General features: G+C 41.6%; 10 protein-coding genes and 1 pseudogene. 3 read left to right on the top strand and 8 right to left on the bottom strand.

The genetic code is table 11. The features are described 5' to 3' along the window. From HUZ36_RS18300 to HUZ36_RS18290, 3 genes are all read right to left on the bottom strand, one after another. A complete protein-coding gene (locus tag HUZ36_RS18300) occupies positions 1–1,875 on the bottom strand; it encodes an alpha-amylase family glycosyl hydrolase (RefSeq protein ID WP_176033629.1) in 1,875 nt (624 codons plus the stop codon). 230 nt (positions 1,876–2,105) lie between these two features. Continuing rightward, positions 2,106–3,620: a tryptophan halogenase family protein gene (locus HUZ36_RS18295; protein WP_147391099.1), complete on the bottom strand. Its 1,515-nt coding sequence runs from the start codon at positions 3,618–3,620 to the stop codon at positions 2,106–2,108. Between the two features lie 319 nt (positions 3,621–3,939). Further along, the gene (locus tag HUZ36_RS18290) at positions 3,940–6,795 is read right to left on the bottom strand and encodes a TonB-dependent receptor (RefSeq protein ID WP_176033628.1); all 2,856 of its coding nucleotides are present in this window, start codon (positions 6,793–6,795) and stop codon (positions 3,940–3,942) included. Between the two features lie 617 nt (positions 6,796–7,412). On the opposite strand from HUZ36_RS18290, the gene HUZ36_RS18285 reads away from it, so the two are divergent. Together HUZ36_RS18285 and HUZ36_RS18280 are read left to right on the top strand one after the other, a co-directional pair. Next, positions 7,413–9,035, top strand: coding sequence for an alpha-glucosidase family protein (locus HUZ36_RS18285; RefSeq protein ID WP_176033627.1), 1,623 nt, complete (start codon positions 7,413–7,415; stop codon positions 9,033–9,035). A 60-nt stretch (positions 9,036–9,095) separates the two neighbouring features. After that, positions 9,096–9,329: pseudogene (locus HUZ36_RS18280) on the top strand (IS110 family transposase); the annotation flags it as partial. Positions 9,330–9,369: 40 nt separating this feature from the next. Here the strand turns inward: HUZ36_RS18280 and HUZ36_RS18275 are convergent. From HUZ36_RS18275 to HUZ36_RS18265, 3 genes are all read right to left on the bottom strand, one after another. Continuing rightward, complete coding sequence (locus HUZ36_RS18275; RefSeq protein WP_147390491.1) at positions 9,370–9,711, bottom strand: hypothetical protein; 342 nt, start codon at positions 9,709–9,711, stop codon at positions 9,370–9,372. Between the two features lie 157 nt (positions 9,712–9,868). Beyond that, positions 9,869–10,294 carry a DMT family transporter gene (locus HUZ36_RS18270; RefSeq protein WP_147390492.1) on the bottom strand — a complete coding sequence of 142 codons (426 nt, stop codon included), beginning with the start codon at positions 10,292–10,294 and terminating at the stop codon, positions 9,869–9,871. Next, the gene (locus HUZ36_RS18265; RefSeq protein ID WP_176033626.1) at positions 10,294–10,752 is read right to left on the bottom strand and encodes a DMT family transporter; all 459 of its coding nucleotides are present in this window, start codon (positions 10,750–10,752) and stop codon (positions 10,294–10,296) included. The genes HUZ36_RS18270 and HUZ36_RS18265 overlap by 1 nt, the downstream gene beginning before the upstream one ends. Before the next feature lie 92 nt (positions 10,753–10,844). On the opposite strand from HUZ36_RS18265, the gene HUZ36_RS18260 reads away from it, so the two are divergent. After that, entirely contained in the window at positions 10,845–11,765 is a 921-nt protein-coding gene (locus tag HUZ36_RS18260) for a LysR family transcriptional regulator (RefSeq protein WP_176033625.1), read from the top strand. A gap of 516 nt (positions 11,766–12,281) precedes the next feature. Here the strand turns inward: HUZ36_RS18260 and HUZ36_RS18255 are convergent. After that, positions 12,282–13,868 (bottom strand): EAL domain-containing protein, encoded by a 1,587-nt coding sequence (locus HUZ36_RS18255; protein ID WP_176033624.1) that lies wholly within the window; start codon positions 13,866–13,868, stop codon positions 12,282–12,284. 111 nt (positions 13,869–13,979) lie between these two features. After that, entirely contained in the window at positions 13,980–14,279 is a 300-nt protein-coding gene (ihfA, locus tag HUZ36_RS18250) for an integration host factor subunit alpha (protein WP_099641651.1), read from the bottom strand. Position 14,280 lies beyond the last annotated feature (1 nt).

Genomic DNA, 14,280 nt, shown 5'->3' with positions numbered 1-14,280 from the left:
TTACTTCTCTAGTTGATATACCGCACTCGCCAGTGGTGCAAGGGTAATTGTGGCTTTGACCTGCTCGCCAACTTCACTCTGTTGTAATTGTAAATTCGCGTGCGCCTCGAGAATATCGCTGTAGCGACCTTGCCAATCTGCAGGCAAGTGCACTGTTACAGTTCGAGATTGTTGTGCGTCAAAATTACTGATAACAAGCAGTTTTTGTTGGCCTAGCTTGCGGCCAAATGCCATTATTTTCTCAGTATTGATAGGGTCATCACTGTGTGTAGCCACTGGACTGTATTGCCCTGCAGCTATCGCGGGTTGCTTAGCCAGATTCAAAAGCTTAATGTAGTAGTTGCGCAGCGATACTTGCTCTTCGCTCAGCAATGCACCATCAAACTTACCGTGGTTCATCCATTTTTGATGTTCGGGCACCCCAATATAATCAAAAATACTGGTACGGCTAGGACTGCCAAACCCTGCTTGTTCCGAGCCATCTTCACCTACCGTTTGACCAAAGTAGATCATAGACGGAGCTGTGCTTATCAGATGACTTACCACCATGGCAGGTTTACCTTTAAGTGCATCTCCAGCAAACTCAGGACTTGCGATCCGCTGTTCATCATGGTTTTCTAAAAAGTGCAGCATATGCGGAGCAATATCCGCAACTGACTGATGAATATCTAATACAGTTTGAGCATCTCCTTTTCCTTGCATTAAGGCTTTTAGGGTGTCATAAAAACCAACCTTATCATAAAGGTAATCCATCTTCCCTTGTTTGATATAAGGCCGATATAAAGCTGGGTTATATACTTCAGCTAGCAAAAATGCGTCCGGTTTTTTTGTTTTAATCGATGAGTTTAAAAAGCTCCAAAACTCTACTGGCACCATTTCAGCCATATCGTAACGAAAACCATCCACCCCTTTTTCTAGCCAAAAATGGGTAATAGCTTGGAACTTATACCAACTGTCTGGCAGCGATTTGTGTTGCCAAAATTCGAAGTGTGCTTGATAGCCCTTGTCTGCATATTCATCTGGTAGGCGGTCAAAATCATAACTACCATCAGGCTTAACCCCATAGTTTACTTTGACGGTTTCATACCAGTCATTGATATCTGGCTTTGCTGATCGAGCGCCGTTCCCTGTCCACTTCGCCGGAATTTCAGTAAACTTACCATCAGCAAGAGGGTGTACATCACCACCTAGCACTTGATAATCATCGCTGCTTGGCACTTCAAATGCTTCACCTACGACATAATAAAAATTATTGTTCTTCGCATAAGTGACTTGCGTGTCATCATTATCGCCAAAATCTATCGTTCCATTTGGTGCCCCTAAAGATTGATAATTACGGGCAACGTGATTTGGTACAATATCGATAATGACTTTAAGCCCCGCCTCGTGGGTGCGTTTAATTAGCGCCTCAAACTCTGCAAGACGTGCTGAGGGGTCATTAGCAAGATCAGGGTCAACGTTATAGTAGTCTTTGATTGCATAAGGTGAGCCAGCTCTGCCTTTCACCACATCTGGGTCATCTTGACCAATGCCATATTTACTATAGTCAGTGACAAGTGCATGATGAAGCACGCCAGTATACCAAACATGGGTTACCCCCATGCTTTTTAACGCCAGCAGCGCCGTTGGAGTGAAGTCAGAAAACTTGCCTACACCATTTTCTTCTAGTGTTCCCCAAGGTTTATTAACTTGTTTAGTATTACCAAATAACCGAGTAAATACCTGATACACGACGGGCTTACTCAATGGCACAACCTCAGGTTGTAGCGTCATCTGCTGTGACTTTTTGTCGATAGGCGCAGGGCTACAGCCAGCTATACTCACTGCACCACCTAAAAGGGCTGAAACAGCCAATAATAAAGATTTATTTTTCATAATGTTGTCATACTGCTGTTTTAACAGAGTCTACTTGCCTCACTGTTTATTTAGAACGACCTGCATACGTATTCACAGAACTACTCATCGTTATTCTTCAGGCTTTATGACTAGTGATAAGCGCTGTTAAGCAATATTTAACTTAAGCTACTTAGAATAAATGCCTTTTTAACGCTCACTGTGTTGAACTCGATGCTAATAGTCGGTTACCTTCAAGTAACTTGGTCTGGTTATTTATGAAAAGTTGAGGCAAGCGCATCTAGTTCCAACCGATGTGCTTTAAAATTCAATCCACATCGTCTCAAGTAATCTTCAATTTTTTCGATATTATATTGCTTAGCTAACGCGTTGCCTGGTTTGAGCTGAGCCTGATCTGGATAGACTCCATAGCCTGCAAGCAGACAGTGCCAGCTAACCGATGGGTAGTACTGATCAATATTTTGGCGCGCCAATTCATCCGATAAATTATTGCCTGACACCCAAGTTTGCAGCACATTAAATAGTGAGCGAGATAGGTTGTTATTATTTGCATTATCAAGCCAATACTGTGTATCCGTGCGACTATTTACACGATAATGGGCAACAATATAATCTCTAATGGCTTGATAGCGCGTTGCGATCGAATGGTTATGTTTGTCGCGATTCCCATCCGTGAATCCTGCCTCTTGATAACACTCTATAAAGCTTTGCACAGTCTCTTGAACTATGTGTAAAGCCGTCGCCTCTAATGGTTCTATAAACCCTTGAGATAAGCCAACAGCAATACAATTATTTTTCCAGTGGGTTTTCACTTGACCCACTTTCATTTTTATATGGCGAGCTTCAACGTCTGAGTCTAGTAGACCCAGTGCGGCCCTTAACTCTGTTTCGGCCTGATCTCTATCGCAATAGCGCTGACTATATACATAGCCATTACCTGTCCGGTTGGTTAATGGGATATGCCAAGACCATCCGTATTTGCGCGCCACCGACTGCGTTTCAGAGCGAATGATATCGCCTTGTTTGGTTGCTAATACCACCGCAGCATCATTAAACAAGTTATTGCCAAATGATTCAAAACCGACATCAAGTGCTTGTTGTAGCAGTAAACTCTTAAAACCTGAGCAATCGACAAAAATATCTCCAGCGATTTCTACGCCCTGTGAGGTAACAAGTGCCGCAATGTCACCATTCACATGCTTTCTCACATCTGAAATTGTTGCATCAATATGCTTTACATTGCGCTTTTCGGCTTCACGTGCCAAAAACTCTCCCAACAAACTTGAGTCAAAGTGGTAGCCGTAATTGATTTCGAACGGAAAGTTTTGTGCAGCAATTGGCGACTTATTTGTGTTCGCTAAATGAGTGGCCAAAAAAAAGTGGTCTGGATGACCTTCAACATCAATTGCCTTACGCCTCACGAAGCTATTATGAAAAAATGCAGGTGCAGAGTAGTCATCTGGCTGTGCGGGAAAAGGATGAAAGTAACTGGAAAATCCGGTTTTCGTTGACCAATCAATAAATCGGATCCCATTTTTGTATGTCGCGTTGCAAGCTGGCATCCATTGAGCTTCCGAAATACCAAGGTAATCCATAAAGCCCTTAAATTGTGGTGTTGATCCCTCACCAACCCCAATAATACCGATACTGGAAGACTCAACAACGGTGATTTCGATCGCTTTATCTGCCCAACTCTTAGCCATCATATTTGCAGCCATCCAACCAGCAGTTCCGCCACCTAAAATCACTATTTTTTGGCTTTTCATCGTCTTCATACCTTAACACTGTCAACATTGCTTATAAAAAGCTGAGTAATACCTATTTTCTTAATTAAGTGGTCTATTCTGAAGCGAGAAAATCTTGTCGATAACTAGGCAAAAATTTTGTTATTTAGTTGTTCTAAATAAGAAATTTTTAACGCTATTAGCGCCAGATTTACTCCTTCAAATTGAGCAAGTATTAAGTCAAATTGGTATAAATACGCCTTGTTAGAAAATAGATGATAGCAATCAACTACTGCTTCAGCGATTATAAAAAAACCACCAAAGCAGGGGTTTACTTTGGTGGCTATCAAGTTCTTATTGATTAAAAACTATAGTTAAAGCCCAGATAATACTGGCGACCAAATTCCTTGTATTCCCCTGTCGCCAGAGCTGTACCATAATTTGTCGTATTCGGTTCGTCAGTCAGGTTATTTACTTGCAACACAGCCTCTAAGCCATTTTCAAAATTATATGATGCTTGCCAATCGACTACCGTATATTCATCAGCCCATGCTAACGATGACCCACCAGGTGACGCCCCCTCATAAACGTACTCGTCACGGTAACGAATATTTAAGTGAGTTGTGAATGAATCAATGTTCCAAAATACCGTTGCACTCCAGACATTTTTAGACAAACCAGGCAGTGGTAGCTGTTGATCTGGGAAGTTACCGCCACCATCAACGGTGGTTTCACTTTCGGTATATGAATAGTTAGCATTGAAGCCTAAACCGGAAAAAATCCCCGGTAAGTTATCAAACATTGTCGTGTAGGCAAGTTCGATACCTCGGACATAGCCGCCCTGATCATTATTTTGTGTGGTCTGATACTGACCAGCCACAAATCCTTCCGGAACTTCCAGACCAATATCAGCCCAGTCGACTTCACCTTCTTGATAAGTGATACTTTCAATTAATGACTCAATATCCTTCCAGAATAAAGCTGCAACAAAAGCACCACCATCTTCAAAATAGCGCTCGTATGACAAATCTATTTGAGTTGCTCTAAATGGGTCTAGATTTGGATTACCTTTTGACCACACATTGTAACGAGGAGTTTTACCATCATTTGCCGTATCAGCCCATGAGCCTGCGCCCCCTCTTAGCTGATAGACAGGCGGTCGACCTATCACCTCTGCTGCTGCAAATCTGATTTGGTCGGTGTCACTTACTCTGAAGTTCAGGTTTAATGAAGGTAGTGTGTCAGTGTACTCTGGACCATAGTTGACATGGCGATAATCCGTTCTTTCAACACCATTATCATCCACGATTGAATCACCTACTTCATTACCTTGGATCTGTTGGATCCCAATAGATTTAGTATCAGTTCTAACAACTCTTACACCGAAGTTACCAGTCACAGGAATGTCTGCGATTTCGGTGTCTATGTTGGCCATGATGTAACCTGCAAGTACTTCTTCTTTAACCACACCACTTTCAATAAGAGTCCAGTTATGACCCCAAGTTTGTTGCGCGTCATAATTGCCGGGCCCAAAGACCTGATCAGCGATACCTTCAAGGTCTAACTCTAAGTATTGGAAGCCACGCGTCTCTCTAAGCGAGACAAACCCCGTCACATCGTGAGGAATACATGGGTGGTTTTGATCATTAAACTCACAGCCTTTATTCGTGACAATAGTGCCATCAGGTAGCTGATAACCATTTTGCCCTTCACGAGCGCCCCATCTAAACGTCGAACGTTGATCGGTAAACTCTCGGTCTGACCAACGTGCGCCAACCTCAATCGATGAAATAAAGCTATTTTCAATATAATATTTGAAGTCAACTTTTACGCTGTCCAACTCATCCGTATACTTATGTGGAAATTGCTCCCAGTCTCCCAAGCGCATATTTGAAAGATCGGTATAGCCATTACCCAAAGTTAAAAACGGTGAGTCTTTTTCTCTTTGCTCAAAAGAAAACGTTTGGTTTCTTAATTCCTGCCATGTATTTACCAGCGTACCATCTTCCAGTGTCGCCGTACCGAACTCGTAGGCGTGCATAGAGGCAATCATATCTCTTCGCGTTTTTTCGCCTTCACTGTGTGCGATGTCAAGGGCTATTTCCCAAGTGTCAGTGGTGTACTGCAAGTTTAAGCCAAAGCTGTCTGTCGTCGAATCTGTAGATTGATCCTCAGAGCGCATTTCCACCCAAGGGCCTGTAGGGTCGGTAATCGTCACGTCACCGGCAACCAAGAAACCATCTTTTACAACAGCATTGTCAATGGAATACAGAGAGTTCAGATCTTTTGAAAAGCCTTCAATATTTAAACCGCTCTTTTTATCTTCCGATTCAAATTTTGAGTGAAAATAGTCAAATTGTACCTTGAATGTGTCTGTTGGTTGATAAACCAAAGTACTTAACAGGCCAAGCCTCTCATCGCTTCCTTTTGCCGAGCGATATTGAAAACCGTTAACCGAGCGTTCTTCATTACCATCACCGTCAAAATCTTGGGAGCGAGTTGGGGCATGTGCAGAAATATCGATGGCATTATTAGGTTGATTTAAATAAGCTCCCCCTATTGCAAAGCCCAGTGTCTCATCAAGAAACTTACCACGATAAGAAAAGCTTATGCGCTCTCCTGTAGAATCAGCACCAACATCAGACGCAGCATCGTTGTATGAATATCTAACTGAAGAATTAAAGTTATGCTCATTTTCAGCATCAAGTGGATTAGCGGTTTTTAGCTCTACCGTTCCTGCAACCCCGCCTTCAACAAGAGAAGCTTTGGGAGACTTATAGACCGCAGCTTGATTAATTAGCTCAGACGGATATTGGTCAAACGAGATCCAGCGACTACCAGCAGTATAGCCACTAGTACTGGCTTGCTCGCGCCCATTGAGTGTCGTTTGAATAAAGTCGCCATTCATTCCGCGGATATTTAACTGAGAAGACTGTCCACTTGCTCTAACAGCCGTTATGCCTGGTAAACGGCTTAACGAGTCTGCAATAGAAACATCTGGTAAAGCCGCCAAATCTCCAGCATCAACTATTTCTGAGACCGTATCGCTGAACCTTTTTTTATCAATAGAAGCGATAATACTGCGCGAGATCCCACGAACCTCTATCACTTCTACATTTTCATCTTTGTCAACGGCGTTATCTTCGACTGGAGCTGCGTGACTCACACCCGCTGCAATCAGTGCAAGTGTTAGCATACTCGGTTTGAACTTAGACATAATGTTTTATCCCAATTAACCATATTATATTGTGCGATTTGCTCATCGGCGTGCAATTTGATGAAAAAACAATCTGGCACTATTGTTGTCTGGTAAATACTAGCGGTTGATTAAATTTGCAAACAACTTTGTGCATACGTATTCAAAGCTAGTGTATTTTAATAAAATTTACAGGTAGTTTACGAAAACAAAACCTAACCAAATGAAATATATAACTTTTTATGATTAAAGGTTATTAGTCCTCTCGTTAATTTTATTCGGTGTAAAGTTCACTAAATTTTAACCCAAATGCGTTACGGTCATTTGCTATACCTCTATAATATCGGAGCTGTTGTGTATTCGCCCACCAAGCTTAAATTGGTCTTACCAATAAATCACAGCTAGACCCAATAAATACAGAACAATCAAATCAATTACATCTAATTGGTAAAGTCTTTTGACAGAAATATATCTTGCTTGGACTTTACTTTATCCCGCAATGCAAAACCTGCATACGTATGCAGGTTTTTTACAGCCTAAAAACCATGACGTATTCTTTGCCACAATATAGTGGTGCTTATCAAGACTAGTAAGCAACACAACCACAAAGCAATAAGGTGAGCAGCCGGAGAATGTACATGGCTAGTAATAATGAATGGTGGAAAGGTGCAGTTATTTATCAAATCTACCCTCGCAGTTTTCAAGATAGTAATGCAGATGGTATCGGCGACTTAAAAGGAATAATCCATCGTCTGGACTACATCAAATCTCTTGGCGTAGATGCGGTGTGGGTCTCACCGTTTTTCAAGTCACCAATGAAAGATTTTGGCTATGATATTAGCGATTATCGTGATGTAGACCCTATGTTTGGTGCGATTGAAGATTTTGATGAATTGATTAACCAAGCTCACGAGCGTGATATTAAGATAATCATTGATCAAGTCCTGAGTCATACCTCAAACCAACATCCATGGTTTATCGAAAGTCGTGAAAATAAAATCAACGATAAAGCTGACTGGTATGTTTGGGCTGACGCTAAACCTGACGGCAGTCCGCCTAATAACTGGCTGTCTATCTTTGGCGGTGTTGCTTGGCAATGGGAGCCTAGACGTTGTCAGTATTACTTACATAATTTTTTGACTGAGCAGCCGGATCTTAATTTCCATAATCCAGATGTACGTAAAGCTGTCCTAGATAATGTTGAGTTCTGGCTGAAAAAAGGTGTTGATGGCTTTAGATTAGATGCAATTAACTTTTGCTTTCATGACCAACAATTAAGAGATAACCCGGCAAAGCCAGTTGCGTTACGTCAGGGAAGAGGTTTTAGCGAAGACAACCCGTATGCTTTCCAGTACCACTATTACAATAATACCCAGCCTGAAAACTTGGCATTTATGGAAGAGATCCGCGCGCTGCTTGACCGCTATCCAGGAACCGTTAGCCTTGGAGAAATAAGTTCAGAAGATTCGCTACAAACTATGGCTGAGTACACCGCAGATGATAATAAGCTGCACATGGGCTATAGCTTTGAACTTCTCACCCGCGACTACAGTGCGAAATATATTCGAGACACCGTATCTCGCCTCGAATCTGTCATGACCGAGGGGTGGCCATGTTGGGCATTTGCTAATCATGATGTCGAACGCGTCGCAAGTCGCTGGAGTACTAACAGCCTAGTTAATAACGAACAAGTAAAAATGCTCACTGCCCTACTCGGTTCGCTACGAGGAAGTGTTTGTATGTACCAAGGTGAAGAACTTGGCCTTGGTGAAGCTGCGGTGGCATTTGAAGAGTTGCAAGACCCATACGGGATCACATTTTGGCCTAATTTTAAAGGTCGTGATGGCTGCCGTACACCAATGCCGTGGACAAAAGCCAAACCACACGCTGGGTTTTCAGAAGCTAAGCCTTGGCTCCCTGTGTCCAATGAACATAGCGAGCGAGCAGTTGATGAACAAGTACAGGATAACAACTCAACACTTAGCTACTATCAAGCATTTTTGAGATGGCGAGGCGCACAACCTGCACTAAAAACTGGTGAAATTGAGTTTATCGACACGCCAGAGCCGGTATTAGCTTTCTATCGAAAAGTGGATGAACAAACCTTGTTATGTGTCTTTAACTTAGCAGATACCCAGCAGACGTTCACTTTACCTGAGCTAACACTGTCAGAATGCGACGTCAAACATCAAAGTGGCAGCATTACTAACAATGTACTTCAGTTGAGCGCCTTTGGTTGTTATTTTGCTGAAGTGATTTAATACAGCTATATCAGCATAGAGCGGCGCTAAGCCGCTCTTTTTTATTTTCCGGCTTTTTTTCGCTTCAAAGGTCCCAGAAAAATACAAGGTGGTCGCCATCAAGTAAGGACCGTTTTATACATGGCTATGATGTCTACGATTCAATCAAACCCCGTATTCAAATCCCAATATGAAAAGCTAGTTGCTGCCGGAAAACCCAAAAAAGTATCACTCATTGCCTGTGTCAGAAAGATGATTGTGATCGTAAATTCGATGGCCAGAAACGGGGCAATGTGGGAAGCGCCAAAAGTTTAAAATTTAGCTATTGACGCCATAGTCTCTTGTTAGAGTTTCACTACTCTGATTTTAAATATCTTTGGTAGTGCTCCTCTACTTCTTCCTTTGGTATAACTCGCCCCTCAGATTCTCTTTCCAGTAATGTATTCATATAACTCAGAATATTACCGTGACTTAACTCTTTTTGATTTGGAAAGAAATCGCTAGGTGCAATCTTAAAATCAAGCCAACTATCATCATCGTCGAAAGCTATATGAGAGCCCCATTTTGAAATAAACAACTCACCATCACGATCATCAAAGAAAATGCTAATTTCATAGTAATATGATTCACCATCAAATGATTCTGAGTATGGGAACTCTTGGCCATTTTCACTGACTATAATTTTATCGTATGGCATGCAAGAAACTCTAACGCACGCATTAAGGTGTGAGCAACGCTACCACTGAACTTAACCATACCACCGTAAACACGAAACCCAACGATGGCACCAAAAATTCCAAGCGTTGGGAATCACTCTTAAATGCTTTGTTATGAGCGTACTTGAGTAGTTGTACTTACTTATTTTGGAAGCTTAATCGTCCTTTGAAGAAAACTCCAATGACAACTAAACCAACTCCAATAAGCTGCGCCCCAACTTGTTCAAAGCCGAAACTATAAACCTCGATGAACAACCCAAACAGCATTTGTCCAGCAACAACTAATACTATTGAATTTGTTGATCCAAGCCTAACCATAACAAAACTATTCACTGCTACGTACAACGCACCAATAACTCCCCCGACATATAAAGTTAGGTCTTGAGGTAATGCATTTACTGGTTCAGCTACAAATATAAACAATAAGGACAATGAAGCAAACCCTACAGCATGATTCACAAATGAAGCATGAAAAGCTCCATTACGCACACTAAGCTGGCCATTCAAAACTCGACTTAAAGTGATACAAAACCCGTTAAGAAGACCTAGTAATATAAATTCCATTACATCTCTACCTTACCGTAAATTATTAAAATTGACCCAACTGCAACCAGCAATGTGGGCAACAAGTTGACTATAGTAACCTTAGTTTTGGGTTGGTTTAACAAACCATAATGTTCAAGAATTAATGAGAGAAGAAATTGCCCAATGAGCGCTAACGCTAAAGTTCCTGTCAGACCGATATAACTCTGTACTGTCATTGATGCAAAAACTACTGTTAAAGCACCAGGAACACCTCCAAACCAGTACTGTTTCTTGATTTCTGGTCGGTTTGCACGAGCGTGATTTTTTTTGAATGCAGAATAAAGAAACCACGCTGTAATGCCACCAACCCCATGAGCAATCCAAGATGCTTGAAATGCAGACGTAGTACTTGCTAATTCGGCATTAACACTGATCATTAACGCAAGTAACAGACCACTAAAAATAGCTACTAAAACTAAACCACTTTGTTTTAACATAAATTTTCCTCTTCTGATGAGGGCATTATAATTAACAACAAATTGATGTATAATAGCTAGATTATCACAACTAAGTTGAGTAAAACTCACCAATGAAAGATGTTTTTTCCGCAATCCCAATATTTGTTGCAGTGGTAGAAGCAGGCTCATTCTCATTAGCAGCTGAGCGCCTTGGAATGACAAAGTCAGCCGTGAGCAAACGTATATCTAGTTTAGAGGATAACCTTGGTACAAGGTTATTCCATCGGAGTACTCGCAAGTTGGTACTAACGGAATCAGGCGAAGAGTTTTCAGATTACGCTCGTAATTCTGTATACATAGCTCAACAAGGCATTACTGCTGCGACATTAAATCAAGGCAAGCCTAAAGGCACATTAAAGATTAATGCCCCAATGACTTTTTCCAGATTACACCTAGCTCCTCACCTAAAAGAGTTCCTAGATCTGTACCCTGATATAAAAGTCATTTTAAGTATGGATGATCAAGTTGTTGATATGATCGCTGGTGCTTACGATGTCGGAATTCGGATAGGAGAATTAAAAGATTCAAGCCTAATTGCTCGGAAATTAGCTAAGTGCAACAGTGTTGTATGTGCATCCCCTGAGTATTTGCAACAAGCTGGTATTCCCAACACCCCGCACGACTTGAAAGATCACAATTGTATTTATTACAGTTTATTTCAAGCGGGTGTTGAATGGACATTTTTTAAAGCAGATAAAAAACTCAAGGTTGAACCTACTGGAAATTTCATAGTAAACAACAGTGATGCTATATGTGAGATGCTTTTACAAGGACTAGGGATCTGTCAAATGCCAACATTTATTGTTCAGAGATACCTCAATACAGGTCAGTTGGTTCCAGTGTTGGCTAACTATGACTTACCAGATCACAGCATTTTTGCTGTGTACCCAGAAAGGCGACACATACCAGAGAAAGTAAAAGTATTCATCGACTTTCTTGAGGAGAAACTGCACTCCGTTTACTGGGAGGTTGACAGTGGTAAAAGCTCATAACACTTTAGTATTTATGCGACACGCAGTTTGTGTTGCATAATCGCTTGTTGGACTGAGCTGCTACCCGCTCGATGTCTCAGAGTTGGTGTTATTTATGCTAAGGGAATTTTTTTTTGGAGGCTCTCACTTTCCTAGCTAGTGTTATGTAAGCTTTCCCTGCATTGCTCAGCGCTCATTATGTATTCATTACACCTAAATTTGCCTTAATAAGCAATTATATTTTTTATACGTACAGAGGCCGCTAGCCTGAGCAATTAAGCAGGTTAACTAATTGATTTTGAAAAGTTATCTAGCTGCTAACTCGTGCGTTCTACTTTGATCGGTGTTGCCTCTAACTTGATTGCGCCAATTAGCCGCAAGATACCTGCCTTACAATGCTAACAAGGCCATGTTTGATAACCGAGCTAACATCTAACCCGTTGGGTGATACATTTTCCAGTAACTAAAATACAAAACGCCCGATGAAGTTCATTGAGCGTTTTAATTTCAAATAGTGTCAGTCCATGCTAGGACGGATCACTTATTCATCTCATGCTTTAGCTGAGGTAGCTCGAGCGCTTGGTAATATAACCATCCTTGATGAATGTTGACGCCCCGACTTTGCAGATAATCCGCCTGAGCCTGTGTTTCGACTCCTTCTGCAATTAGTTTCTTATCGAGCTTTTCCGCCATATCTATTACAGCCGCGAGTACTGGAGACTGAAGTGTGTCTAGGCCTATCGAAGCTACAAAGCTTTGGTCTATCTTGAGTAAATCTATTGGGAAGCTCTGTAAATACTGTAAGCCACTATAACCTGTACCAAAATCATCAATAGCTATCTCAATGCCTGCACGCTTAAGTTCATTTAAGACCGTTTTGGTTTGTGCCTGTGTCAGCACATCTCGTTCAGTTAACTCAATGGTGAGTGATGAAATATGCTTCTTTGCGCCAAGCAGTGTATCAATATATCGCTTTGATCCAAGTAATAAGCCATTGACATTAAATGACACTTTAAACTTCGGTTGCTGCAATAAGATCTCGCTTAAGTCTCGTATTGCCTCTTCCACTTGGGCGATTGAAATATCCAGTATGGTGCCATCTCTCTCGGCCTCTGGTACAAAATAAGCGGGACCCAAAACACCTTCTAACGGGTGGCGCCATCTGATCAATACTTCTACGCCAACAATACTTTTTGACTGAGCACATACAAGTGGCTGATAAACATTGAAAAGCTCTTCATTTGCAAGTGCTCGTAGAATTTGCGTTTTACTGCTCAGCTGACGTTTATCATAGTTAATTAACAGAAAGGTTAGCCCACCCCAAGAGCAGCAATACAAGACCCCCCACAGTAGCCCCCAGATCCATTCCATTTTGACCAAGCGGTCGTCGTTTTTGGCAATGATCAAACTTAACTGCGGCAAACTAGGGATTGCGGAAATATAAGCAAACTTAACAGCGCCATCGTCAAAGTGCCCTTCTACAGCTTGTCGGTTTTTAGCTGGAAAAAGTTTCTGGCGGATCGGCAGTGAATAATTACCGTTTAGAAAGATGGGTACGCCTGTCGTGTTATCAACTAAAGCTGCAAAATTAGTATCATGATGAGCTGATATGTCTAACATTCTTTTCAGCCAATGATCTGGCATCAGCACGTTTACCTCATAGCCATCATCTCGAGTACGGGCAAGAACAAATGCTGGTAGCTCCAAATAATCAGTAATAATGGGGCCATAATATCTCAAACCAGGTTGCTTTAAAGGCGTGCTAGTATTAACTGGGGGAGTCAATCTTCCAAACGAATTACAGACGAGTTTTCCCTTGGGATCTATAATCCCTATTTCGCTCATACCAGGGTTTTCAAACACTAGCCTGCGCATATGATGAAGACTGTGCGGATCACAGTTTAGAGAGAGATCTACTGCATACTTGAGTGTGTCATCAACAACGGTAAATTCTTTATCAATATCAGAGACAATTCGGTTTACTACGGTAGCTAGGTTAGCTTTTGCCGTTTCCTTTAGGTGCACATAGCTGAATAAAGTCGCTATCGAAAAAACAAAACTACAAGAAAGCCAAGCAATAAAGATATTCTTTAACAACTTGCTTAAGGAGTGTGCTCCTCGCATATACTTCTCACTCCACAAAATGCGACAAGGCGCAGAGTGTAGCGTGCGTATATGACGATACTATTTCAAATTAAAAAAAGCCTTGGTATCACTACCAAGGCTTTTTTACTTTTACAAGTTTTTGCTTGTGCCGACCTCAACACGGGTTTTTAACTTTTGGCCTGGCCTAAAAGTTACCACGCGTCGCGCAGAGATAGGAATATCTTCCCCAGTTTTTGGGTTCCTACCTGGGCGTTCCTTCTTGTCGCGAAGGTCAAAGTTACCAAACCCGGAGAGCTTTACTTGCTCGCCGTTTTCTAGCGCTGAGCGGATTTCTTCAAAAAACGCTTCAACTAAGTCTTTGGCATCTTTCTTATTGATCCCCAGTTTATCAAATAGGTGTTCAGCTATGTCGGCTTTAGTAAGCGCCATA

The organism is Pseudoalteromonas sp. McH1-7 (assembly GCF_013366255.1).
Taxonomy (GTDB): Bacteria; Pseudomonadota; Gammaproteobacteria; order Enterobacterales; family Alteromonadaceae; genus Pseudoalteromonas; species Pseudoalteromonas peptidolytica.
The sequence above is the reverse complement of the archived record's forward strand: the minus strand, read 5'-3'. Positions and strand labels throughout refer to the sequence as shown.